General features: G+C 59.1%; 26 protein-coding genes. 13 read left to right on the plus strand and 13 right to left on the minus strand.

All coding sequences use genetic code 11. The features are described 5' to 3' along the window. Nucleotides 1-306 precede the first annotated feature (306 nt). From AC1XOS_RS06120 to priA, 3 genes are read left to right on the plus strand one after another with little or no spacing between them, the layout of a single operon-like run. Nucleotides 307-600 carry a type II toxin-antitoxin system HigB family toxin gene (locus AC1XOS_RS06120; protein ID WP_481961336.1) on the plus strand — a complete coding sequence of 98 codons (294 nt, stop codon included), beginning with the start codon at nucleotides 307-309 and terminating at the stop codon, nucleotides 598-600. Between the two features lie 9 nt (nucleotides 601-609). After that, nucleotides 610-984 carry a helix-turn-helix domain-containing protein gene (locus AC1XOS_RS06125; RefSeq protein WP_481961337.1) on the plus strand — a complete coding sequence of 125 codons (375 nt, stop codon included), beginning with the start codon at nucleotides 610-612 and terminating at the stop codon, nucleotides 982-984. A 5-nt stretch (nucleotides 985-989) separates the two neighbouring features. Next, nucleotides 990-3437 (plus strand): primosomal protein N', encoded by a 2448-nt coding sequence (priA, locus tag AC1XOS_RS06130; RefSeq protein ID WP_481961338.1) that lies wholly within the window; start codon nucleotides 990-992, stop codon nucleotides 3435-3437. Between the two features lie 50 nt (nucleotides 3438-3487). Here priA and AC1XOS_RS06135 read toward each other — a convergent pair whose 3' ends face one another. Continuing rightward, complete coding sequence (locus tag AC1XOS_RS06135) at nucleotides 3488-4444, minus strand: Rpn family recombination-promoting nuclease/putative transposase (protein ID WP_481961339.1); 957 nt, start codon at nucleotides 4442-4444, stop codon at nucleotides 3488-3490. Nucleotides 4445-4613: 169 nt separating this feature from the next. Between AC1XOS_RS06135 and AC1XOS_RS06140 the strand changes: the two genes are divergently transcribed. Further along, a complete protein-coding gene (locus AC1XOS_RS06140) occupies nucleotides 4614-5027 on the plus strand; it encodes a hypothetical protein (RefSeq protein ID WP_481961340.1) in 414 nt (137 codons plus the stop codon). Nucleotides 5028-5141: 114 nt separating this feature from the next. Here the strand turns inward: AC1XOS_RS06140 and AC1XOS_RS06145 are convergent, their stop codons facing one another. The 5 genes from AC1XOS_RS06145 to rpmG form a co-directional block, all read right to left on the minus strand. Continuing rightward, nucleotides 5142-8333 carry a DEAD/DEAH box helicase gene (locus AC1XOS_RS06145; RefSeq protein WP_481961341.1) on the minus strand — a complete coding sequence of 1064 codons (3192 nt, stop codon included), beginning with the start codon at nucleotides 8331-8333 and terminating at the stop codon, nucleotides 5142-5144. A 24-nt stretch (nucleotides 8334-8357) separates the two neighbouring features. Further along, nucleotides 8358-9062, minus strand: a complete 705-nt coding sequence (locus AC1XOS_RS06150) for an esterase family protein (RefSeq protein WP_481961342.1) — start codon at nucleotides 9060-9062, stop codon at nucleotides 8358-8360. 96 nt (nucleotides 9063-9158) lie between these two features. Then, nucleotides 9159-10349 (minus strand): ATP-grasp domain-containing protein, encoded by a 1191-nt coding sequence (locus AC1XOS_RS06155; protein ID WP_481961343.1) that lies wholly within the window; start codon nucleotides 10347-10349, stop codon nucleotides 9159-9161. A gap of 102 nt (nucleotides 10350-10451) precedes the next feature. After that, nucleotides 10452-10700, minus strand: coding sequence for a large ribosomal subunit protein bL28 (locus AC1XOS_RS06160; protein ID WP_481961344.1), 249 nt, complete (start codon nucleotides 10698-10700; stop codon nucleotides 10452-10454). Then, complete coding sequence (gene rpmG / locus AC1XOS_RS06165) at nucleotides 10700-10867, minus strand: 50S ribosomal protein L33 (protein ID WP_309712987.1); 168 nt, start codon at nucleotides 10865-10867, stop codon at nucleotides 10700-10702. Before rpmG ends, AC1XOS_RS06160 begins: the two co-directional genes overlap by 1 nt. Before the next feature lie 84 nt (nucleotides 10868-10951). Here rpmG and AC1XOS_RS06170 point away from each other — a divergent pair, with 84 nt between their 5' ends. Genes AC1XOS_RS06170 through AC1XOS_RS06180 form a run of 3 tightly spaced genes read left to right on the plus strand, consistent with a single transcriptional unit; the run spans nucleotide 10952 to nucleotide 12968 of the window. Then, nucleotides 10952-11917, plus strand: a complete 966-nt coding sequence (locus AC1XOS_RS06170; RefSeq protein WP_481961345.1) for an NAD(P)H-dependent flavin oxidoreductase — start codon at nucleotides 10952-10954, stop codon at nucleotides 11915-11917. 12 nt (nucleotides 11918-11929) lie between these two features. Beyond that, nucleotides 11930-12391 carry a hypothetical protein gene (locus AC1XOS_RS06175; protein WP_481961346.1) on the plus strand — a complete coding sequence of 154 codons (462 nt, stop codon included), beginning with the start codon at nucleotides 11930-11932 and terminating at the stop codon, nucleotides 12389-12391. Nucleotides 12392-12425: 34 nt separating this feature from the next. Then, entirely contained in the window at nucleotides 12426-12968 is a 543-nt protein-coding gene (locus tag AC1XOS_RS06180) for a hypothetical protein (RefSeq protein WP_481961347.1), read from the plus strand. Between the two features lie 5 nt (nucleotides 12969-12973). On the opposite strand, the gene AC1XOS_RS06185 is transcribed toward AC1XOS_RS06180, so the two are convergent. The 7 genes from AC1XOS_RS06185 to AC1XOS_RS06215 form a co-directional block, all read right to left on the minus strand. Then, a complete protein-coding gene (locus tag AC1XOS_RS06185) occupies nucleotides 12974-13273 on the minus strand; it encodes a winged helix-turn-helix domain-containing protein (RefSeq protein ID WP_481961348.1) in 300 nt (99 codons plus the stop codon). Nucleotides 13274-13293: 20 nt separating this feature from the next. Beyond that, entirely contained in the window at nucleotides 13294-13947 is a 654-nt protein-coding gene (locus AC1XOS_RS06190; RefSeq protein ID WP_481961349.1) for a hypothetical protein, read from the minus strand. 30 nt (nucleotides 13948-13977) lie between these two features. After that, complete coding sequence (gene rnc / locus AC1XOS_RS06195) at nucleotides 13978-14637, minus strand: ribonuclease III (protein WP_481961350.1); 660 nt, start codon at nucleotides 14635-14637, stop codon at nucleotides 13978-13980. Further along, nucleotides 14634-15842, minus strand: coding sequence for a pyridoxal phosphate-dependent aminotransferase (locus AC1XOS_RS06200; RefSeq protein ID WP_481961351.1), 1209 nt, complete (start codon nucleotides 15840-15842; stop codon nucleotides 14634-14636). Before AC1XOS_RS06200 ends, rnc begins: the two co-directional genes overlap by 4 nt. Before the next feature lie 129 nt (nucleotides 15843-15971). After that, on the minus strand, nucleotides 15972-16361 hold the full coding sequence (locus AC1XOS_RS06205) for a response regulator (protein WP_481961352.1): 390 nt from the start codon (nucleotides 16359-16361) through the stop codon (nucleotides 15972-15974). A 78-nt stretch (nucleotides 16362-16439) separates the two neighbouring features. Then, nucleotides 16440-17402, minus strand: a complete 963-nt coding sequence (gene cysK, locus AC1XOS_RS06210; RefSeq protein ID WP_481961353.1) for a cysteine synthase A — start codon at nucleotides 17400-17402, stop codon at nucleotides 16440-16442. Between the two features lie 15 nt (nucleotides 17403-17417). After that, a complete protein-coding gene (locus AC1XOS_RS06215) occupies nucleotides 17418-17873 on the minus strand; it encodes an RrF2 family transcriptional regulator (protein WP_481961354.1) in 456 nt (151 codons plus the stop codon). 78 nt (nucleotides 17874-17951) lie between these two features. On the opposite strand from AC1XOS_RS06215, the gene AC1XOS_RS06220 reads away from it, so the two are divergent. The 6 genes from AC1XOS_RS06220 to AC1XOS_RS06245 all read left to right on the plus strand — a co-directional run. Further along, nucleotides 17952-19091, plus strand: a complete 1140-nt coding sequence (locus tag AC1XOS_RS06220) for a GNAT family N-acetyltransferase (protein ID WP_481961355.1) — start codon at nucleotides 17952-17954, stop codon at nucleotides 19089-19091. Then, the gene (locus AC1XOS_RS06225; protein WP_481961356.1) at nucleotides 19078-19491 is read left to right on the plus strand and encodes a hypothetical protein; all 414 of its coding nucleotides are present in this window, start codon (nucleotides 19078-19080) and stop codon (nucleotides 19489-19491) included. Before AC1XOS_RS06220 ends, AC1XOS_RS06225 begins: the two co-directional genes overlap by 14 nt. Next, entirely contained in the window at nucleotides 19488-20243 is a 756-nt protein-coding gene (locus AC1XOS_RS06230; RefSeq protein WP_481961357.1) for a M48 family metallopeptidase, read from the plus strand. The genes AC1XOS_RS06225 and AC1XOS_RS06230 overlap by 4 nt, the downstream gene beginning before the upstream one ends. Nucleotides 20244-20259: 16 nt before the next feature. Continuing rightward, entirely contained in the window at nucleotides 20260-20937 is a 678-nt protein-coding gene (locus AC1XOS_RS06235) for a glycosyltransferase family 2 protein (RefSeq protein ID WP_481961358.1), read from the plus strand. A 15-nt stretch (nucleotides 20938-20952) separates the two neighbouring features. Next, complete coding sequence (locus AC1XOS_RS06240; protein WP_481961359.1) at nucleotides 20953-21678, plus strand: zinc ribbon domain-containing protein; 726 nt, start codon at nucleotides 20953-20955, stop codon at nucleotides 21676-21678. Nucleotides 21679-21707: 29 nt separating this feature from the next. Next, nucleotides 21708-22066, plus strand: a 359-nt coding sequence (locus AC1XOS_RS06245) for a hypothetical protein (RefSeq protein WP_481961360.1), incomplete at its 3' end; no start/stop codon positions are given.

Below are 22066 nucleotides of genomic sequence, written 5' to 3' on the forward strand. Positions count from 1 at the left end.
GGGCGCGCCAAACTGGCAACTTTCCTGCACGCCGTGGCACTCAACTGCTGGCGCAAGCGGCTCCGAAGTGCACCTCCGCAAGCCTTGCCGCTTCTTGAAACCGATACCGCACCCGGCAATGCGATCAGCGCTCATCTCACGCGCCTCAGCTCTATGTCCCTCAAGGCACCGTTCAGAGCCGCGTCCACGAGGCGATCCTGCGCCTGCGAACCCTACTGTCCGAGAAAGACTTTGGACAAGTTGACGAGCATCCTCTAAAATTGCCTTGCACCCAAAAAGGGATCAGGGTAAACTGGCTCTGTTGCTATGCGTGTGATTGCTCTAAGTCGTCTGCGAGAGTTCTGGCAGTCTCATGCCGATGCTGAGGGAGTCCTTCGTGCATGGTACAAAGATGCAGAAGAGTCACAATGGCAGTCACCAGGGGATATTACCCGTGTGTATGCGACGGCCAGTATCCTGCCTGATAACCGTGTGGTGTTCAATATCAAGGGAAATACCTATCGGCTGATCGTCAAGATTAACTATAGCTACGGGATGGCCTACATTCGGTTTATAGGAACGCATGTCGAGTATGACCGAATAGACGCGACAACGATCTGAGTAATTCCTATGGACATTCGCCCTATCCACAACGACACCATTTATCGTGAGACTCTCACCGAGATTGAGGGGCTCTTCGATGCTACGCCAGGCACTCCTGAGGGGGATCGCTTAGAGGTTCTGGTGACGCTGGTCGAGGCCTATGAGCGGAAGCACTTTCCCATCCTGCCGCCCGATCCCGTGGATGCGATTGAGTACTGGATGGAGAGCCGGGGGCTAACACGCCGTGACCTAGAGCCGTTTATCGGGGCACGTGGCCGGGTCGCTGAGGTGCTGAACCGCCGCCGTCCCCTGAGCGTGGAGATGATCCGGCGCTTGCACACAGGCCTCGGACTTCCGGCGGAGATTCTGATTCAGCCCTACGCGCTACAACGGGCGGCCTAGCCCTCGTGTATGCCTCCCTTGTCGTCAATGTCGAAGCCCCTGGAATCAAGCAGCCGCTGACCTATCGGGTTCCGGAGGAGCTGGATGAGCTGACGGTGGGGGACTGCGTGGTGGTGCCTTTTGGCCGTCAGGAGGCGATTGGCTATGTGATGAGCCGGGAGGACGCGCCGCCAGAGGGGCTCGATCCCAGTATTATCAAGCCGATCAAGGCGAAAGTTCTGGGGGATGGCGCGAGCCTGCCCAAGGCGGTGCTCCAGACGGCGCAGTGGATGGCGCGGGAGTATTTTTGTGATCTCGCGACGGCGGTGCGCTCCGTCATCCCCGACTCGCAGGCCGCGCATCTGATCCGCCGTGTGCAGCTGGTGCCGGGCTGGGAAGAGAAGCTCCCTGAAATTACCACGGCTTCGCACCGCCTTGTGATCGAGACGCTGGCAGGCTGCCCAAGCGAGGCGGCGACTTTAGAAGAATTAGCAGAATTAGTCGCCAGCCGCGTGGACTCGCCGGTGAAGCTGCTGCGGGAACGCAATCTCCTGCGCGACATCTGGACGGTGGAGCCGCCGCGCACGGGGGCAAAGCGGGTGAAGGCGGCGCGGCTTCTTGTGGTCTGGGACGATGCCGAAGACGCGGCAAAGGCCCGTGAGGCGAAAGCCCCGGCGCAGGCCAAGCTCCTGCGGGCGCTCTCCAGTGCGGGCGGCGGGCCGCTGCCGGTCAGTAAGCTCATCGCCGAGGCGGGCGTCTCGGCGGCGGCGCTTAAGAAACTCGAGGCCGACGAGCTAATCTCCATGGAGGTGCTCACCGAGCGGCGGCGGCCTTACTCGCTCAGCACTAGCGCCGTGGTCGCCCCCGAGCTCATGCCCGAGCAAAAAATCGCGCTGGAGGAGATCAAAAAACGGCTGGACTCGCGGGCGCACAATGTCGCGCTCCTCTATGGCGTCACGGGCTCCGGTAAGACCGAGGTGTATCTGCGTGCGATTGCCGAGACGCGCCGCCGTGGACGAACCGCGCTGGTGCTGGTGCCGGAGATCGCGCTCACGGCTCAGGTGGTGGATAGCTTTCGCTCGCGTATTGGCGATCGGGTTGCGGTGCTGCACTCCAATCTCTCCCTGGGCGAGCGGCGCGACGAGTGGCAGCGCATTGCACGTGGCGAGGCCGATGTGGTGGTCGGGGCGCGCTCGGCGATCTTTTGCCCGCTGCCCAATGTCGGGCTGATCGTGGTGGACGAAGAGCACGAGAGCAGCTACAAGCAAGACCAGCCCGCGCCGCGCTACCACGCGCGGGAGGTGGCCATTGCCCGCGCGAGAGCCACCGGCGCGACCGTGATTCTGGGCTCCGCGACACCGTCGGTGGAGACGTTCTACAAGGCCGAAAAAGGCGAGTATGGCTTCCTGCCCTTGCGAGAGAGGGCACTCTCGCGGCCTCTGCCCTCCGTCGAGATTGTCGACCTGCGCGAGGGCTTTAAGAAGAACCAGCCCGCGCTCTTTGCCCAGCCGCTGCTGGAAGGAATCACCGAGCGCCTGGAAAAGCACGAGCAGACCATTCTCTTTCTCAACCGGCGCGGCTTCTCGATGTTTCTGCTCTGCCGCGACTGTGGCTACACCACCCGCTGCCCGGACTGCGAGGTCTCGCTGACCTACCATCAGCGCGCCGCCAAGCTGGTCTGCCACCACTGCAACTACGAGCGTCCCGCCCCGGATATGTGCCCCAACTGCAACGGGAATAGACTTCGCCCGTTTGGCATTGGCACGGAGAAGATCGAGGAGGAGATCAAGAAGGCATTTCCTACTGCGCGGGTGATTCGCATGGATCGGGACACGACCCAAGAGAAAAACGCCCACATGAAGATGCTGCGCCAGTTCCGTGCAGGCGAGGCGGACATTCTGATCGGGACACAGATGGTCGCCAAGGGCCTAGACTTTGCGGGCGTCACGCTGGTGGGTGTGATCTCCGCCGACACCGCGCTCAACCTCCCGGATTTTCGGGCCAGCGAGCGTGCCTTCCAGCTCCTGACCCAGGTCGCGGGCCGTGCGGGGCGCGGGCGCAAGCCGGGACATGTCGTGGTGCAGAGCTTCAACCCGGAGCACGAGTCCATCACCGCCGCCGCCGAGCACGACTACGAGCTTTTCTACAAGCGCGAGATCGTCTTTCGAGAGGAGCTGGGCTACCCGCCGTTTGCAAGGCTCGCCAATATCATCGCCACCGACGAAGACGAGCGCCTGCCGGAAGTGCGCCTGCGTGCCCTCGCCAATCGCTTAGAGGACTGCGACGGCCTCAAAGTCCTCGGCCCCGCGCCGTGCCCGCTCTCACGCCTCAAGGGAAAGTACCGCTGGCATCTGCTACTCAAGTGCGCCGACGGCGAGGCACTCCGCACGTATCTCCGCCGTGGCCTGCTCTCCCTTACCAGCTCCGACCGCTCCGGGATGACCATAGACCTCGACCCGATGAGCCTGCTCTGAGTGATAAACAGGAAGCTCCGTTTGCTGTAAGTCCCCGCACGCACCACACACTACTCGGCGAGTAGCTCCTCCCACGACTCCGCCTCGGGCAAGCGATCCGCCAGCTCCTCCAGCCGCGCCAAGTCCGACGCTTCCAGCGCCGCGCTCACCTTAGCAGCAGGAGTCCCCAGGCGCTTGATGCCCCAGCGCAGAATCAGGCTCCGCGCCTCCACCGCACGGCCACGTTCCATGCCCTGTTCAATACCTTCGATAATTCCCTTGGCGATGCCCTGCTCTTCTCCTAGCTCAATCCACTCATTGGTCAGTGTTAACATTGAATTTAATTCCTCTCGGGGCAAGAGCCCCACTTCACGCTGGAGTTCCACCAGCTCAGGTCGTGTCATCTGTAAGTAGGTTCGCACAAAGCCCGCGATAAGCTGCGAGCGGGCCGGGTCGAGCCGAAGCGTGGCGATCAGCCGCAGGCACTGCACTTTCACCTTCACCCGATCTCGCCGCGCGATCTGCATCTTGGACATGAGCGCCGTCGCCACCGGGTTGGGCGTGGTCACATAGTCGCGCCACTTCAGGCGGTTGAGCTGGATCACGCGAAACTGAAAACGGCTCACCACAAAGCCTGGGAAGCTGACCTCGTAGCGTGAAGGCTGGAGCCTGCGCGGCCTATCGAAGGAGTAGATCACCACGGGGTAGATCGGCAAGTCAAATTTCTCATGGAAGCGAGCAAAGTAGGTGAACATGCGCCTGGGAAAGCCACTCTGGGGCGTGGATTGGTTCTCCACGATCAGCAGAAAGAATGCTTCTTTGCCTTGAAAGCGAGCCTTGACGACAATATCGGACTCGTAGCGCTTGCCCTCAGTGATGTCGGTGAAGACCTCTTTATCTAAAAACTCAATGCTGTCAGGGTCGAGGTAGGCGGCCACATCGGGCAGAAAGCCTTGGATGAACTCAACGAAAAATGTCGTGAGCAGCTCTTTGAAAAGCCTGTCGTGATCAATCGCTTCCTCGTTCATGTTTTGCTGGATATTGTACCGCTTCCTGAGGTACGATACCGTCGGCTTATGGCTCCGTCGCGCTGGCTCCCGCTCTTTCTGGCCTGGACATTCCTGCTCCAGAGCCTCGCCCCCGGGCTCGCCTCACTTCATAAGGAATGCGACAGGCATGGAGAGAGAATTTAAACTAATGATAGTCAATAATATCAGGATAGATTGGGATAGTGTTGATGGTATTATTCGGGAGTCTGGTAATTTACAAGCTGCTCGATTTCTTATTGAAGAGTATGGTATCCCATTAATGGATGCCAGGTTGTCAGTGGAAGACTATTCTCAGAAAGATTTTATTGGTTGTATTGGAGAATGTTTATATGATTACCTTGTTTCTAAATTAGAAATTAAAACAAGGAATATAGATTCTGTATACATAGAAATGGGATCAGTTTATTTTCCTTGCTTTTACATTGGTATAAAAACGGAAGGTTATGCAGATTGCGGAATTGCAAAAGTGCAAGGGGCATTTAGTCGTGAGAATTACCAACAAGTATCATCTGTTGTTTACGAGATGCTTCAAGTCGATATTGAAAATCGAACAGGGCTATGAAGGTTTTTCTCGGAAGCCGACTATGCGAACATTTGCGACATGCGAACCCTCTTCGCTTGCCCGTACTCAAAGGGTGCCCAGGTCGCCGTCTCAGCGGCGGGGAGAGGCAGAAACCTACGAGAACAGCGCCGAGATGTCGTCGCGGGTGAGGGACTTGAAGAGGCTCTGCTCGGTCTGGATGATCGAGTCCACGAGAGCCTTTTTCTTCTCCTGTAGCAAAACGATCTTCTCTTCCACCGTGTCGCGGGCGAGGAACTTGTAGACAAAGACGGGCTTGGTCTGGCCGATTCGGTGCGTGCGATCCGATGCCTGCTGCTCGACGGCGGGGTTCCACCACGGGTCAATGTGGATCACGTAGTCCGCCGCCGTTAAGTTCAAACCGACGCCGCCTGCCTTGAGAGAGATCAGGAAAAACGGAATGTTTTCGTCGGCCTGGAACTGATCCACACGGCCCTGACGGTCTTTGGTGCGGCCATCTAAATAGAGATAGGGGACAGATTTTGCGTCCAGCTCGTTTTTGAGCAGCCCCAGCATCTGCGTGAACTGCGAGAAGATCAGCGCCTTGTGGCCCTCCGCACGGAGTGTCTCCATCGTCTCTAAGATCGCCTCCAGCTTCGCCGAGCCGACCTTGGTCGTGGGCTCCATCAGGCGCGGGTCGCAGCAGATCTGGCGCAGGCGCAGGAGCCCTTCGAGCACGCGGAGCTGGGCATTGGAGCTGCCCTCACTATCGAGGATGCCTAAGATCTGGGCACGGTACTTATCGCGGGTTTGCTCGTAGAGCTTGCGCTGGGGGGCTTCTAGCTCGACGGTGATAATGCGCTCAGTGCGGGGCGGCAGGTCCGTGGCGACTTGGGCCTTGGTGCGACGCAGGAGAAAGGGACGCGTGAGAGCCCGGAGCGCTGAGGCCGCGTTTTCATCCTTGCCGCGCTCAATCGGGGCGAGAAAGTTCTCCTTAAAGACCTCGATGCCGCCGAGCAGGCCAGGATTCAGAAACGCAAACTGGCTCCAGAGCTCGGCAGTGCCATTCTCGATAGGCGTGCCTGTCAGGGTCAGGCGGTGCTCGGCCTTGAGCAAGCGCGAGGCGCGGCTGGTCTGGGCAAGCGGGTTTTTAATGGCCTGGGCTTCGTCTAGGATCGCGTAGAAGAAGGGGTACTTGCTGAGCTTCTCGATATCGCGTAGCAGAATCCCGTAGGTGGTAATAATGAGGTCGTTGCCATCAAAGGCTTTGGTATCTTCCACGCGGCTGCTGTCGTCGTAGCGGTGTAGCTTCAGGCCCGGTGCGAACTTTTCTGCCTCCCGCTCCCAGTTGAAGACCAGCGAGCGCGGCACCACCAGCAGGCTGGCTTTCTTGCTCTGGCCCTGCACGGAGAGAAGCAGGGCTAGGGCAGCAAGAGTCTTTCCTGTTCCCATGTCATCAGCGAGGCAGCCACCAAAGCCACTGTTTTTGAGAAAGTGCAGCCAGTCGTAGCCCGCTTTTTGGTAGGGGCGCAGAACACCATCGAGAGAAGCGGGCAGAGGAGTCTCGTCCACTTTCTCAAACTGCCGCAGCTTGCGTTTCTTGCGCTCAAACTCTTCGTCGGCCTGCGCGTCGCCGTCGCTGTCGGTGATGGCTTGCTCGAAGAGTAGTGCATGGAGGGGCGAGAGGCGCAGGGCATCGGTGTCTTTGGGCTCACCTGCCAGCGCAAAGACATGCCGGAACCGCTCGATCCAGTCATCGGGGATCATCCCTACCGAGCCGTCGGCTAGCTTGACGTAGCGCTCTTTTTTCTTAATCGCCCGGCGCAGCTCTTTAAGGCTGGCATGCGTGTCCCCAAACTCAACGAGGCCCTCGACATCGAACCAGTCAATTCCGCTGGTGACATTAAACGAGAGAGTCGGCTTGCTCCGGTTAACTTTAATGCTACTGAGCGCCTCCTCGCCAAAGATCGCGAAGCTCTCCTCGACGAGGCGTGGCAGGTGATGCAGCAAAAAGTCTACGGGAGTCAGACGAGCACGGAGCGTAAACTCACCCGCCTCGTTGCCACGCTTGAGGCCGTGCGTGAGTAGGGCATCGTAGGCCTTGATCTCCGCACTCGTATCCCGGTAGACCCGGTCTAAAAGTCCCGTTGTCTCGTTGTACTGGAGCATGGTTGGGGACGATTCTTTGCGCCAGGCCAGCTCTGTCTCGCCGTAGCCGAAGCGAAGCTGGGCGACTAGCTCTTTTTCCCGCTCGCTCAGATAGAGGCGGCACTGTGGGGCCACCCCCCGCACTTCGTCGCCAAAGAGCCCCTCGCCGGTGAGAGGCAGGCGCTCCGCGGCACGCGGGAGATACTCACTGCGGAAATAGGGAACCTCTTCCACAGGAACCACGACCGGCTCGCTCTCCAAGAGCGTCACCAGTGACTTGGGAACGGAGCCAAAGCCCACCAGCTGGCTGTCCAGCTTGAGCCAGAGCGGATCTTTTAGCACCATCTCCGGGCGCTTGACAGTCACGGGCTCACCCTCGATCAGCAGGCGCGGCCCGAGGATCATGCTCCCATCGGGGTTGTTGCTCAGGTGCAGCGCCACGCTGCCTGCCCCGGGCTTGACCTTGACATGGTGCTGGAAGGGAAGTGCATCGGTGCCGGTGAAGACAAGCGCCTCTCCCAAGAGGGCCAGGAGGGAGTGCAATTGCGACGACTCCGCGCTGTAGTAGTTGTAGTACGAGGCCTGCGTGGTGGCGAGGCGAACGGCGAGCTTGAGCTCCTGTGAGGCATTTTCGAGCTGCTCACTATCCACATTACGCATGCGCCAGTTACGCCCGCCTTCGTCTTTAAGCTGCTTGGCGAGCGCGGCATGATCTGCGTGGTCGAGGATACCCCCGAGTGCACTCTGTGGGATCGCGTAGGGGATAAGCTGCCAGTTTCGGTAGGAGGGCTGGAGCGAGAACGCGAGCAGGCGCGGGGGGCGCTTGGCCTTGGTGGCAGTGGCATCGCTTCCCAAGACGCTCTGGAGGCGTGTCTCCCAGGTCTGTGGGGGATTAGACGTTAAGTACTGCTCCAGTCCCATCGCCGCCGTGGCAATGTGCAGACAGGGGCGCTCTCCGGTAAACAGAGGGCAGGTACAGTCGCAGGCGATACTCCCCTCTTCAAGAATCTCTAGCCGCACCCGCGCTTTATCGTGTGGCCCTGCCTCCACGAGCATCGTTGCTTCTGTGGGAGAGCTCTCCTCAACCTGACACCGGCCGCGCCATAGTAAGTTGCGGGCCTTGTCTAGGATCGTCCGGTCGGTAGCTTCTGCAATTTTAGCGCGACGAAGAAGAGTCGCTGTCAGGAGAGGGCGGCGCATGAAACCTGCATTATATCGCGTCTCCTAAAAGTACGTTCGGGCCATCTGTTGCCACCAAGGCCAGTCATGACCCGTGCTATCGCCCCAGACATCGAGCTTGTGAGGAATGGAGCGAGCACTAAGTACCCCACTAAGGCGTATATTGTCGTTGCGGCAGATATCGTTCTCTCCCGTTGCCAGAATCAAGGTTAGCTGCTGGTAGCGCTCCCAGTACCAGCCATCATCATCCTGGGGGAGATACATCAAGGGCTGGTGGAAGTAAAAATCCTCGCCACGGTAGTCGCCCACAAAGCTCGTCATGTCGTAGGCACCGCCCATGCTCACGCAGTGGCTCACGACATCGGGGTGGCGAAGGGCAAAGTTGACGGCATGGTAGCCCCCAAACGAGCAGCCCGTTACGGCAAGACGTCCGTTGCCGCCTGTCATCAGGGGGAGCACCTCATGGAGCAGATACGCCTCGTACTCATTATGGCGCCGAATCTTATCCCAGGGCGCGACCTTCTTGTTGTACCAGCTCTCGGCATCGACACTATCCACACAGTAGAGGTGCAAGTAGCCCGCCTCAATCTTGGCAGAGAGCGCGTTAACCATGCCCCGGTCTTCGTACTCGTAGTACTTGCCCAGCGATGTTGGAAAGACCAGCACGGGCATCCCGGCATGGCCAAACTCCAGAAGCTCCATCGTACGATTCAGGCGTGGGCTATGCCAGCGATGAAAAACTCGGTTCATTTTTATCTCTCCGCCCCCTCGAAGGGAGCGTCTGGTGGCATCGTTCCTCTGCCGTAAAGCCCGTGCCGGGCTACCAATTCTATTCCCCGGGCGGTCTTAGTCGGTATGCTTCTCTTTAGGGGGCAGGCTATGGAAGAAATCCTGGTAGAAACGTTCTGTATAGGTGCTCAAAAGCTCGCCGACGCGCTCGTATTTTTCGGAGGCGACAACTACCCCCGCGTGGTTCTTCTTTTCGAGTTTCCACCAGACCTCAGGATCGTTGTAGCCAGATAGATCGGGGGATTCTTGACGGGCGAGAGAGACTAAGAGCCCGGCATAGCGCTTGTGCGACGGCTCCGGAGTGTAGCTCTCTCGCACCTCCAGCTTGGCCCACTCCGCCCACAGATTCAGACCAGAGGCCGCCTCGATCATGTCCGCGATATGGGCACCTCCAACACGGGCGCTGGTCTCGAGAAAATAAAACTGCCCATCTGCGGCACTCTGAATGTACTCGGTGTGCGAGACACCGCGCACGAGCCCGAGGGTTTTTAAGACCGTGGCATTGAGTTTTTTAAGCGCTTTCTCCTCCATGGAGCCATAGGTCACGTTCTGGGTGCAGAAGACGCGGCCTTCGTGACTGACTTCCAGCGGTGGGCGGGCGTAGCGGCTCACGAGTGCCCAGAGGACTTTGGAGCCGTCCACGATAGAGTCCACGTGCCAGATCGTGCCGGGCAGAAACTCTTCGAGCAAGTAGTAGGACTGTCGGTCGCCCAGCGCGTCTAAAAGGGGCCAGAGGTCAGCCTCGCTCTCGACTTTCTTGATCCCAATCGCCCCCGCCTGGGTGCGTGGCTTGAGGACATAAGGCGGCGGGACATCGGCCATAAACGCCCGGATCTCGTCGTAGTTGAGTACCCCGACAAAGCGCGGGATGGCCAGGCCACCGTCACGGGCTTTGGAGCGCATGGCGAGTTTATCGCGGAAGTAGCGCGCCGTGGTGTCGCCCATGCCCCCGATGCGCAGATGCTCCCGCAGAAGCGCGGCTTTCTCGACATCAAAGTCATCGAGTGGCACGATCTTATCAATCTTGACCGTGCGTGCGAGATAACTCACGGCATGCATCATGTCATTTAGATCCCACTCTTTGTCCACATCGGGCATGAAGTAGATATCGTCTAGGCACTCGCGTGGCCAGTCCGCATTTTCTAGGCTCTGGGAGGTGAGTAGAAGTGTCTTCCAGCCTTCTGCTTTACACTGGCGCAGAAACGCCTGGCCTTTTTCAAAGCTCGCAATGGCAAGAATCGTTTTCATTTGGCGCATTCTACCTGATCCTGCCGCTCTAACCGGCGGGACAAAAAAACAGCCCTCGCCCATTAAAGGAGCGAGAGCTGTTTTATAAAAAGCGCTGGTTGCTTACACACCCTTGGGTAGGGGAGCCTGGCCTGCCAGGATCGCCTTGAACTTACGGCTGGTGAGCATGCGAGCTGCCACTTTGATCTTCTTGGTGCCGCCGCCCTCAGCAGGAACGGAGACAGTCTGAAGATTCACCTGGAAGGTGCGGCAGGTCTTGGGGGCGCGGTGGGCCCACTGACCTGAGTGGACGTGTCGGGTGTTGCGACCCGCTTGGGCCTTACGGCCACTGATGGCGCAGACTTTAGACATTACTTTGTCTCCTTGAAGGTCGTGTGCTTGCGCAGGACGGGATCGTACTTTTTCAGCTCGATCCGGTTGGGGTCGTTACGCTTGTTTTTAACGGTGACGTAGGTTGCACCGCTCTCCGTGGAACGGAGGGTGACGATGATGCGGTTTTCTGAACTTTTTTTTGCCATGGGAATACGTTTGCGCTCCTAGGATGCCAAGGGAGAAGTATACCGGGTGAAATCAATCTTCGCAAGAGTAGGTACACTTTTCGTGTGAAAAATCGTTTTTGTGAGCACTTTGGTCTGACCTCTCCTGTGGTTCAGGCTCCTATTGGCAGTGCCTCTTGCCCTGAGCTGGTGGCCGCCGTGAGTAATGCGGGAGGTCTCGGAGTGCTCTCGGGAACCTGGCGCACGCCCTCGGAGCTGCGCTCCCTGATCCGAAAGACACAGGCGCTGACCACGCGGCCCTTTGGAGTGAACTTGGTACTGGCGTGGGACATGACTGAGCGCGTGGCGATTTGCTTAGAGGAGAATGCCAAGCTACTCTCGTTTTTCTGGGGCGATCCCGGGCCGCACATCCCGGTGGTTCACTCTGTTGGTGGGAAGGTTTTTCACACCGTGGGTAGCGCGGATGAGGCCCGAAAAGCTGCCGATGTTGGCGTGGATGTGATCGTCGCGCAGGGCTGGGAGGCGGGTGGGCATGTCTGGGGGAAAGTCACGACACTCGCTCTAGTCCCACGGGTCGTGGATGCCATCCCTGAGCTTCCCGTGCTTGCCGCGGGAGGAATCGCCGACGGACGAGGGATCGCCGCCGCGCTGGCCCTCGGAGCCGAGGCGGCGTGGATGGGGACACGGTTTCTGCTAACACGCGAGGCAAGGGTGCACGCCCGCTACCAGCAGTGCCTCCAAGAAGCCACGGAGGCTGACACGCTCTATACCGAAAGATTCTCGGGCGGCTGGCCGGATGCGCCGCACCGTGTCCTAGAGTGCCTTCGGGACTGGGAGCAGGCCGAGGAGATTATCGCACACTACAGCGATGGCGAGGCGATTGGTCGGCTCTCGTCGAACCTGCCTGCCCCAGGCGTTACCGGCAATATCGAGGCGATGTGCCTCTACGCGGGCCAGAGCGTGGGGCTAAGCCGAGAAATTCTGCCCGCCGCCCAGCTTGTTGCACAGCTCAGCGAAGAAACCCACACGGCGGTCTGCAACCTTTGGAGACGTCAGGGTACAATATCGTAGGAGTTTTTCAGAATGGCTCGACTATCACCGTGGGTTTTTGCGGGTATTGGCTGTCTAGGTGTGGTGGCTTTAGGCGTGGTGTCTATCGGTGGCATTGGGCTCATGGTTGCCAAAAACATGAAAGAGGAAATAGCCAAGCCGATTGATAAAGCTGCCGTCTTGCACGACCTCAATGTGCCAATTCATCCCAAGGCAACCCTGGATGAGATCACGACTCGCTCTCTGCGTGCGGGAATGGTCTCTATGGCCCGGATGACAAACCTTAAGATGGCAGCGGCGGCCTTTCAGCTTGGTGCACCTGCGGATGAGGTGCTCTCTTGGTATGAGAAAGAGCTGGAAAAGCGGGGCTACCAGAAAAAATCTGCGGATAAAGAGCAGTCGCTGCGCTATGAGCAGAAAGACAGCACGATTTTAATCAGCGTCACAAAGTCAGGCTCGCTGACTATCACGCGCATGAGAACGCCGGGTAAGTAGTGTATCGTTTATTTTGTTTTAAGGAGTCGTCATTATGAGTTTTGATCTAGGAAAAGACACATCGTTTAACCCACCGCCGCCGCCCAAGCGCCGGATGTCCCCGTGGGCGATTACGGGCATTGGCTGTCTCGTGCTGCTGGTTGGGGGAGCCGTCGGGATTGGGGTGCTGGTCTCGAAGGCTACCAATGCGATGAAAGAGGAGATGAAAAAGCCCGTCAATAAAGAGCAAGCGTTGGCAGATCTTGAGGATACTCCGATCTACTCAAAGGCGCAGTTTGATGAGATGGGAACCCGGATGGGACGCGCAGGAATGAGCCTTGGGCGACAGTTTATCCCGGCGGAGAAAACGGCGATTGTCGGCTTCCGTACCGAAGATTCTGCGAGCACGGTCTATGCCTGGTACGACGAGAAAATGGCGACCCTAGGCTTTCGTCCCGAAGAGGGTGGGCGCGGTGCACAGCGTGGAGGCCATGCGTTTCGGAAGGGCAACGACATGGTGATGGTGCAGATGAACAAGGCTAAGGGCGAGTGGAATAGCCTGATCCTGATGCGCTTCTACAACGTCAAGAAGAAGTAGGGCACCTAGCGCCGAACCATCTCCTCTAGGGCCGTCACGTAGGCTTCAAAAGCGCGGCGGCCCGAGTCGGTGGGGAGATAGGTGGTGCGGGGCTTCTTGCCGTGGAACTCTTTGGTAACACGGACATAGCCGCTCTCTTCCAGCACCGTTAAGTGGGTAGAGAGGTTGCCATCCGAGACCCCCAGAGCGGCCTTGAGGAAGTTGAAGTCGCACTCTCCCGAGGCCATTAAACTCGACATGACGCCAAGGCGAACCTTCTGATGGATTACGTCATCTATTGCATCTAGTTTTCGAACTGCCGCCATTTTCTCTCTTATTTCCTCACTTACCAACCGTACTTCAGGCCCATCCACGCCCCATAGATAATATGAAAGCCCCCGAATGTTAGGGCCATCAGGGCACGTGGGCCGATCACAAAGTTGTCTGGTAGCAGGAGCGCAATCACGCCCGCCGCCAGAAACGCCCAGCCCATCACCGAGACTTCCCGCCGACTAAACATCCCGATCGCTAAAAGCGCTACGGCGTAGCAGAGAATCCACAGGCCGTAGAGATAGGTTCCCAGCGCCTCCGGGTGCAGCAGGTGAAACAGGGTAATCCCTACGCCTGCCAGCAGGCCGGGAGCCACGGCCCGTGCCAGGTGCACCCCGAGCGCCGAGAAGGCTTTCTTCCCCACACGTGCCGCTTTCCGCTTGGTCAAGAGTACGTCCGTGACAAACGCCAGCACGACAGTCGCTCCCCAGATCGCCACAAAGAGCAGCTTTTCCGACCAGGTTCCCAGGTTGGTGGGAGCAAAGATCGCCGCCGCTAGCGCATAGCAGCCCGCCAGGACACCCGAGAGCCCTGAGAGGGTCGAGTGCTTTGTCGAGCGCTCCATCGCCTGCCGGATGACGCGAAGGTGCTCCTCGGCCTCTCCAGCGCTGGTGACGATGCGAAAGATGGGGCTACCATCGGGGTGAAATTTTGTTTCTTTGCCTGGCAAAGCGCTTTTCCTCACTAGGGTACCGCAGGTTTAAGATGCTGTCAACTGAAGCAGGGCTTCTTCGGCGGCGGCTCGCTCTGCCGCACGGAGTGCTCTGCCGGTGCCCATGCCCAGAAGCTGCTCCTCACAGAGTACTTCAACGGAGACAGAGTCGGTCTCGGTCTCGGAGACGAGCTGGCGGTACTCGGGCTTCTTGCGGCCCTGTGCCTGGAGTGCCTCTTGTAGGCGGCTCTTGGGGTGCTTGGCGGCAGGGTTCTGCAAGACAAGCTGGAGCGGCTCGGCCAGTGTGGTCTGGACAAAGGCAAAGGCAGCGTACTCGCCACACTCCAGGTAGAGCGCCCCGACCACGGCCTCATACGCTCCCGAGAGCAGGCGGGTCTGCTGGGCGAGGCCCATCTTCTGGCCACCGGGATCGAGGCGGAGCAGCTCAGGCAGGCCGAGAGACTGCGCCACATCGGCCTGGGTCTCGCGGTCTACGACACTAGCGCGGGCGAGGGTGAGTGTGCCCTCAGCAGCATCGGGGAGCGCGTCCATGAGAATGCGGGCGACATAGGCACTGAGCAGGGCATCGCCCAGAAACTCCAGGCGCTCGTTGGAGTGGGGATGGGGAGCCGCCGAGCGGTGGGTCAGTGCCTGCGTGAGCAGCACACTCTCCGGGGCAAATCCCCACCGCTGGGCGAACGCGGTCACTTCAGCGCCGCCACGGCATCCGCGATCCGGGCAACGCCCTTCTCGATTGTGGCGCGGCTGGTGGCGTAGCTCAGGCGCATGTAGTCGTCGGCCCCGAAGCCCGAGCCGGGCACGACGGCGACTTTCTGCGTGGCAAGCAGGTAGTCCGCCACATCATCGCCGCTTGTGAGCGTCTTGCCCTCGGGTGTGATCTTGCCGTAGAGCTCGCTCACTTTCGGAAAGACATAGAACGCGCCCTCGGGCATCAGGCAGCTCAGGCCGTAAATGCTGTTGACTCCCGCGACAATGAGCTTTCTTCTTGCATCGAACTCGGTGCACCACTCTTGTAGAAAGCTCTGGTCGCCGGTGAGCGCGGCCAGGCCCGCCCACTGCGCGATACTGGTCGGGTTGCTCGTGCTCTGGTCTTGCAGGCGGTTCATTGCGCTGACATACTCCAGCTCCGCCGCGACATAGCCGAGGCGCCAGCCGGTCATGGAGTAGGCTTTGCTCATCCCATTGACCGTGAATGTCCGCTTCTTGATCTCCGGCCCTAGCGCCGCAATCGAGACAAACTCATTGTTATCGTAGACAATTTTCTCGTAGATCTCGTCGGAGATGACGAAGAAGTCGTGCTGAATGGCTAGCTCTGCTAGCGCCTCGATCGTGGCACGCGGCCACATCGCGCCGCTAGGGTTGCTGGGCGAGTTGAGGATCACGATCTTGGTCTTGGGGGTGATCGCGGCCTTGAGCTGCTCGACGGTAGGGGCAAAGTTGGTGGCATCGGTGGTCTGCAAAATCACCGGCGTCCCATCGGCGAGCTTGACCTGCTCGGGGTAGCTGACCCAGTAGGGCGCGGGAATCACCACTTCATCGCCCTCGCTGACCATGGCCTGGAAGATATTGTAGAGCGTGTGCTTGCCGCCGCAGGAGACAATCACATTGGCGGGAGCGTAGTCCAGGTTGTTATCGGTCTTGAGCTTCTCGGCGATGGCCTTGCGTAGCTCCGGGATGCCTGCCGAGGGCGTGTACTTGGTCTTGCCTTTGGCAAGCGCCTCGATGGCAGCGTCTTTGATGTGCTGCGGGGTGTCAAAGTCCGGCTCCCCGGCACCGAAGCCGAGGACATCGTGACCGTCCGCCTTGAGCTGGTTGGCTTTGGCGGTGATGGCGAGGGTGGGCGAGGGGGCGCAAGCAAGTGCGCGGGGGGAGAGGGGGGAAAGACGACTCATTTCATCTTGTAGTATAGCGCACTCTGCTGACCATCTCCCCTGGATGCTCGGCCATCTCCCCAAACCCCTCTTCCCAACGAGGAACGAGTGGCAGGGGGAAGAGGGGTTTGGGGAGATGGCCGAAGGGGATCACTCGCTCAGGAGGCGGGAGACGGCGGTAAGAAGCTCGGTGGGCTGGAAGGGTTTGGTGAGGTAGAGATCGGCCCCTTGGAGCAGGCCCTTCATCATGTCGCTATCCGAGTCGTGGGCGCTGAGCAAGACGACAGGGAGGTTCTGGAGCACTCTATCGGCGCGTACTAAGGCCACCAGCGCCAGGCCATCCAGCTCGGGCATCTCCACATCGGCGACGACGAGGTCAAAAGACTCTTGCATGAGCAGGCGCATGGCCTCGGCACCATTGGAGGCGGTCTCAATGGTGTAGCCTGCATTGCTCAGATTGGCATGCAAGATCCGTCGTATTTTTTCGTCGTCATCAACAACAAGGACGCGGAGGGCTTCGGGCGTAGTGGCTTCTGGCATATCGGTCTAGTTTACGCCAAAAAGGGGGGCTTGAACACCCCCCAAGAAGGCTATTAAATTATTCTCAATACTACCAGGCTAGGAGCGCAGGTCTTCAAACAAGACGGTCGAGAGGTAGCGCTCGGCGTTGCTGGCGACAATGACCACGATGCGCTTTCCGGCGTTTTCGGGGCGCTTGCCCACCTCAATGGCAGCGTGGATCGCCGCGCCCGACGAAATCCCCACCGCGAGTCCTTCTTCACGCATCACCCGGCGTGCCATGGCGACCGCTTCTTCGTTGGCGACCGGGAAGGTCTCGTCCACGACACTGGTGTGCAGGTTGTCCGGAACAAAGCCCGCCCCGATTCCCTGGATTTTATGCGGCGCGGGGGCGAGTGTCTCGCCCGCAAGGGTCTGATGGATCACCTGCGAGGCCGTCGGCTCCACCGCTACCGTGGTAAAGCTGGGCTTACGTGCCTTGATCACCTCCGCGACTCCCGTCAGAGTTCCGCCCGTGCCCACGCCGGAGACCAGAATGTCTACCGTGCCGTCGGTGTCTCTCCAGATCTCCTCGGCGGTGGTGCGCCGGTGAATATCTGGGTTGGCGGGGTTCTCAAACTGCTGGGGAATAAAATACTTCTCCGGGTCTTGCGCCGCGATCTCATTGGCTTTCTTAATCGCACCGGTCATCCCGATTCCGTAGCTGGGGGGCACCAGCTCCAGAGTCGCGCCGTAGCCCTTAAGGAGCAAGCGGCGCTCCATGGACATCGTCTCGGGCATCACCAAGATAATCTCGTAGCCCTTGGCCGCCGCCACAAACGCCAGCGCGATTCCCGTGTTGCCACTGGTCGGCTCGACAATCACATTTCTGCCCGGCGCGATCCGGCCCGCTTTCTCCGCTGCCTCGATCATGTTGACCCCGATACGGTCTTTTACGGAGAGGCCTGGGTTGAGATACTCCAGCTTGACAATAATCTCGGCGACAGAGCCCTCGGTGACGCGGTTGAGGCGCACGAGCGGGGTGTTGCCAATCAGCTCAGTGGGATTGTTGTAGATTTTCATAGTTTTTCCTATTGCTTAGATATGCATGGCTAAGAAGCCATCGCGGGTTGCGGTGCGGCGCTCTAAAAGCTCGGCGATGGTGACCGTCTCCACGACAGAGAGCAGGGCCGCGCGAAGCTCACGCCAGACCCCCCGTACCACTTGCACCTCGGGGATCGCACCCAGAGACTCGGGCTCTTCGGGCGTGCCCTGGATCAGCTCGTGGGGGATCAGCGGCCCGGAGAGCGCCCGCAGCACCGCTCCCACAGTTACCCGATCGGGAGTATCCGCTAAAACGTAGCCGCCGCCTGCTCCACGAATCGAGCGCACGACTTCCGCGCGGCGTAGCGACGCCAGAAGCTGCTCCAGAAACGGCTCGGGGATTTGCTGACGTGCCGCGATCTCACGTGCCTGCACCGGTGAAGCATTTCCCTGTGCGGCCAGATCTAAAACGGCTCGTAGGCCATAGTCTTCTTTAGAGGTAAAGGTCATAATTTTGACTAATTCTAGTAAATTGATCGGATTTATACTATCCTAAAACTCCGCATTTGGCAAGGTACAATAGCCACCGTGCTCAAGATTCACTGTATCTCTGACTTTGCGCAGCTTGAAAATCACTGGAAGAGGCTGGCGGCAGCAGGCAATGCCACCGTCTTTCAAACCTGGGAGTGGAGTGCCGCTTGGTGGCGTCATAATCAGCGCGGCAAGAAGCTCATGGCGCTACTTTGTGAGGAGACAGGCGAGCTTGGGGCGGGCGTGATCGGGCTGGCTCCGTTTTATCGTACCGCTGGGGTCTTGCGGCTTGTCGGAACCGGCGGCTCGGACTATCTCGATTTTCTCGCCCTGCCTGGCCATGAGACCGGTGTCGCGATCATGGTGGCGGAGTGGCTCCAGAGCAATCCCTACCGCTGGCTCTGGGCGGATCTTCAGCAGATTGCGCCGGGAAGCACCGCCCGGCACCTGACAGGAACCCAGCAGTGGCCGGGGGAGACTTGTCCCTATCTGCCGCTCCCGACAACCTACGGAGCCTTCCTGCAAACGCGCAATAAAAAGCTGCGCCAGAATATCGGCTACTACGAGCGCTCGATGGAAAAGCAGCACGCGCTGGAGATTCGCCTCGCCTCACACAAGTCTTTTAAAGCGGACATACGGGCGTTTTTTGAGCTCCACCAGCTCCGCTGGCGGGGGCGCTGGATGCCAGGGGCCTTTGCCTCACAGGCCGCACGCGCTTTTCATACGGAGGCTGCGTGGGCGCTTCTGGAGTCCGGGAACCTGCGCCTGCACACGCTCCGGCTGGATGGCAAAGCGGTGGCGTCTCTCTACTGTTTTCATAAAGCCCGCACCACCTACTACTACCTCAGCGGCTTCGATCCTAAAGTATCCAAGCTCTCGCCGGGAACTGTCCTAACGGCCAACGCGATCCAGCATGCTATTGAGGCGGATAGTGCCACGACCTTTGACTTTCTCCGCGGCGACGAAGGCTATAAGTACAAGTGGGGAGCGCAAGACCGCTACAACAAGCGCCTCTCCCTGGCGCAGCCGGGCCAGCCTCTCTCACAGCTCCTGGCAACCTCGGGGCGTCTTGCGCTGTCTTTGGAGCTAAAGCTCAAGCACGCGATGCACGCTCGCCAGGGCGGGGTGCACTCCCCGGCAGGCAAAGAAAAATCCCCCGAAAAAACGGAGCAAAGGCAAGGAAATGAAGTTTTTTAGTGCCCTCATGCGCTGGTTGTTTTTTCTCGCGCTCACGGCGGCGCTTGCCTGGAACATCTGGCAGGTACGCCAGCTTCGCACGGAAGTCAACCAGCTAAAAGCCGCGCGGGGTAAGGCGGGCGGAGGAAGTGTATCCGATAAGCCAACCTTGACAAACTCGCTTGCGCTCCTCAAGGCATCGAAAGCGCACGCGGAGAAAGCCCAGGTGCTTCTCAAGGCCAAGAAGCTCGAAGAAGCTGCCAAAGAGACGAAGCTTGCCGCAGAGACGGCGCAAAAAGCCTATGCCGGTGCGCAGAACTCCGACCCACTCGGGGAGCTACAAAGTACGGTACAATCCCTATCAAAGCAGGTTGGTTCCCTCTGGGAGACCGAGAAAAAGAAAGAACCAAAAAAACCATGAACACGCAAAAATGGGGGAGTGGCTCGCTGGTTATACTGGCACTCGCCGGAGTGGGCTGTAAAGGAGGGCTCCCCTCTAAGCAAAAAGAGGTTGAACTCGGTCAGCAGTTCGCGCAGGAGTACGAGCAGAAGCTCCCCGATGGCCCGATTGTCACTCGTGGCCCAGAGTACGAGCGGGTTCAGCGCGTCGCTGCTAAGCTTCTCCCCCTCGCCCGAAAAGACTGGGATGTTCCCTACACGGTTAAGGTGATCCAGTCCGACCAGATCAATGCCTTTGCTGTGCCTGGCGGCCCCATTTACTTTTATACGGGCCTGATCAAGCTGGCAGCCAATGATGATGAGCTTGCATCGGTGCTGGGTCATGAAATTGCGCATATCACGAAGCGTCACTCCGTGAAGCAGATGAAGAAAAGCCAGGACATGATGATTGGGCTGGCCGCTATAGATGTGCTCATCAAAGGTGGCAATACCGTCAAAGGTGCGGCGGAGATCGCGGCGGGGCTTCAGCAGATGAAGTTCTCCCGAGGCGATGAGAATCAGGCGGATGAGTTTGGTTTTAAGTACTTAGTGAACATGAACTATAACTCGGATGCGATGGCGAGCTTCTTCACCAAGATGGGGGAGAAAACGGGAGGAAATGGGGGAGGCAGGCTCGGCGATTTTCTTTCGTCGCACCCGATGACCAACAAGCGTGTTGAGGCTGCAACCAAGCGCTCCACCGACTTCAAAAAAGGAAACTACAAGGCTCCGTGAAGGGTTTCCTGAAACTGTGAGGGTTATCGCTGTGGTTCCGGCCTACAACGAAGGTCGTCGCATCGTGCCCGTTCTGGATACGCTGGCTGCTGCGCCTTCCGTAGATGCGATCGTGGCGGTCGACGATGGCTCCCGTGACGATACATTTGCGGTGGCGAGTCAGCACCCTGCGGTGGCGACGGGCAAGCTACGGGTCGTTCAGCAGAACCCCAACCAGGGCAAAGGGGCGGCCATGCAGCGCGGTGCGGATGAGGCCGAGGGAGCGGAGATACTTCTGTTTCTGGATGCCGATCTCACCGGGCTTACCGTCGAGCACGTCGAGCGCCTGCTTGCCCCTGTGCGGAGCGGCGAGAAAGTCATGGCGCTGGGAGTCTTTCGGGGCGGCAACTTCTGGACCACGCTGGCCCAGATCCTCGCTCCCAATATCTCCGGCCAGCGTGCCATCCGCCGCGATGTCTTTCTCAATGTCCCCTGCCTCGCCGATGCCCGCTACGGAGTCGAGCTAGCGATCACCAGCTTTGTGATGGGGGAAGGCCTCCCCATGACCGATGTCGTCTTGAAAGATGTCTCCCACCCCACCAAAGAGCGGAAACTGGGCCTCCTGCCGGGCGTTGTTGCCCGGTGCCGAATGTACCAGCAGATGATGCCGTTTTTACTGCGCCGCTACAATCCCAAGCGAAAGCGAAAGCCCTAAGGCGAAAATAATACTATGAGCAAATCTCTTCGTGACGATCTTTTGAGCCTTTTGGCATTGCAGGTAGTAGACTCCCAGATTGAGAAAGCCAAGGCGACTCTGGCGGCGACAGACAATGGTGCGGCGGCCTTAGGGGCTTACAACACCAAAAAGAAACAGGCGGAGGCGCTACGGGCACTGGCGATAAAAGCCCAATCGGAGCAGAAAGATACAGAGCTGAAGCTGGAGACGATTGAGACCAAGCGTAAGCATGAGGAGAAGCGCCTCTATAGCGGGAGTGTGACGGGCTCACGGGAGCTGGAGAATCTGCAAAAAGAGCTGGACATGCTGGTGCGGCAGAAAGATGCTGCAGAAGAAAATGTCCTTCTTGCGATGGATGCCGCCGCCGAAGCTGTCTCGCTCGCGGAGACGGCAGAGAAAGAGCAGCTGCTTCAGGCGAGCCGGTTTAAAAAAGTGCGTGCCCACTACGAAGCCCGGCACAAAGAGCTGACGGCAGAGATCGAGAGCCTGAAAGCGCCACGGATTGCCGCCGTGGCCGAGGTCAGCAGTGCGGAGCTTCTCACACGCTACGACAATATCCGGGGCAAAAAACAAGGAGTCGGCTGCGCTCCGGTGGGCAGCGACGATGCCTGTGGGGCCTGTCACACGCGCATCAATACACAGGCTGCAGACGCAGGACGGCGTGGGGAGAGTATCGTCTTTTGTGAGCACTGTGGCCGCATTCTCACTCCGGCCCACTAGTTGCAAGGTGCTAAACTCGGGAGCGGATCATGCGACAAAATGCGGCTTTTCGAGTAGGGGTACTGGCTTTATTGGGAGCACTAGCGGGGTGTTCTGGGGCAGGGAGTGGGGGGCCAGCGACGGCAACCGCACTCTCTGTGCCGACCACGCGCTTTGAGCCCAACTATCTCGACACGCTTGACGAGGGACGGCAGTGGTCACGCTTTGCACTGCGCTACCAGCTCCGCTCGTCCTCGGGCCGCGACTTGGCACCGCTTATGGAGGCTGGTCTGAGCGCTTGGGCTCCGCACTACGACGGGATTTTTACTTTTACGGCCACAACAGACAGCAGCTACGAGCTCTCTGTGGAGACGGTTCCCGAGGGCTCGCGAGGCAGCTCTACGATAGG

It is taken from the genome of Armatimonas sp. (assembly GCF_964826245.1).

What these genes read in the sequence shown, in the direction of transcription:
- AC1XOS_RS06120 (WP_481961336.1), top strand. Translation starts at nt 307, where the DNA reads ATGCGTGTGATTGCTCTAAGTCGTCTGCGAGAGTTCTGGCAGTCTCAT.
- AC1XOS_RS06125 (WP_481961337.1), top strand. Translation starts at nt 610, where the DNA reads ATGGACATTCGCCCTATCCACAACGACACCATTTATCGTGAGACTCTC.
- AC1XOS_RS06135 (WP_481961339.1), bottom strand. Translation starts at nt 4,444, where the DNA reads ATGAACGAGGAAGCGATTGATCACGACAGGCTTTTCAAAGAGCTGCTC.
- AC1XOS_RS06140 (WP_481961340.1), top strand. Translation starts at nt 4,614, where the DNA reads ATGATAGTCAATAATATCAGGATAGATTGGGATAGTGTTGATGGTATT.
- AC1XOS_RS06145 (WP_481961341.1), bottom strand. Translation starts at nt 8,333, where the DNA reads ATGCGCCGCCCTCTCCTGACAGCGACTCTTCTTCGTCGCGCTAAAATT.
- AC1XOS_RS06150 (WP_481961342.1), bottom strand. Translation starts at nt 9,062, where the DNA reads ATGAACCGAGTTTTTCATCGCTGGCATAGCCCACGCCTGAATCGTACG.
- AC1XOS_RS06155 (WP_481961343.1), bottom strand. Translation starts at nt 10,349, where the DNA reads ATGAAAACGATTCTTGCCATTGCGAGCTTTGAAAAAGGCCAGGCGTTT.
- AC1XOS_RS06160 (WP_481961344.1), bottom strand. Translation starts at nt 10,700, where the DNA reads ATGTCTAAAGTCTGCGCCATCAGTGGCCGTAAGGCCCAAGCGGGTCGC.
- rpmG (WP_309712987.1), bottom strand. Translation starts at nt 10,867, where the DNA reads ATGGCAAAAAAAAGTTCAGAAAACCGCATCATCGTCACCCTCCGTTCC.
- AC1XOS_RS06175 (WP_481961346.1), top strand. Translation starts at nt 11,930, where the DNA reads ATGGCTCGACTATCACCGTGGGTTTTTGCGGGTATTGGCTGTCTAGGT.
- AC1XOS_RS06180 (WP_481961347.1), top strand. Translation starts at nt 12,426, where the DNA reads ATGAGTTTTGATCTAGGAAAAGACACATCGTTTAACCCACCGCCGCCG.
- AC1XOS_RS06185 (WP_481961348.1), bottom strand. Translation starts at nt 13,273, where the DNA reads ATGGCGGCAGTTCGAAAACTAGATGCAATAGATGACGTAATCCATCAG.
- AC1XOS_RS06200 (WP_481961351.1), bottom strand. Translation starts at nt 15,842, where the DNA reads ATGAGTCGTCTTTCCCCCCTCTCCCCCCGCGCACTTGCTTGCGCCCCC.
- AC1XOS_RS06205 (WP_481961352.1), bottom strand. Translation starts at nt 16,361, where the DNA reads ATGCCAGAAGCCACTACGCCCGAAGCCCTCCGCGTCCTTGTTGTTGAT.
- cysK (WP_481961353.1), bottom strand. Translation starts at nt 17,402, where the DNA reads ATGAAAATCTACAACAATCCCACTGAGCTGATTGGCAACACCCCGCTC.
- AC1XOS_RS06215 (WP_481961354.1), bottom strand. Translation starts at nt 17,873, where the DNA reads ATGACCTTTACCTCTAAAGAAGACTATGGCCTACGAGCCGTTTTAGAT.
- AC1XOS_RS06225 (WP_481961356.1), top strand. Translation starts at nt 19,078, where the DNA reads ATGAAGTTTTTTAGTGCCCTCATGCGCTGGTTGTTTTTTCTCGCGCTC.
- AC1XOS_RS06230 (WP_481961357.1), top strand. Translation starts at nt 19,488, where the DNA reads ATGAACACGCAAAAATGGGGGAGTGGCTCGCTGGTTATACTGGCACTC.
- AC1XOS_RS06240 (WP_481961359.1), top strand. Translation starts at nt 20,953, where the DNA reads ATGAGCAAATCTCTTCGTGACGATCTTTTGAGCCTTTTGGCATTGCAG.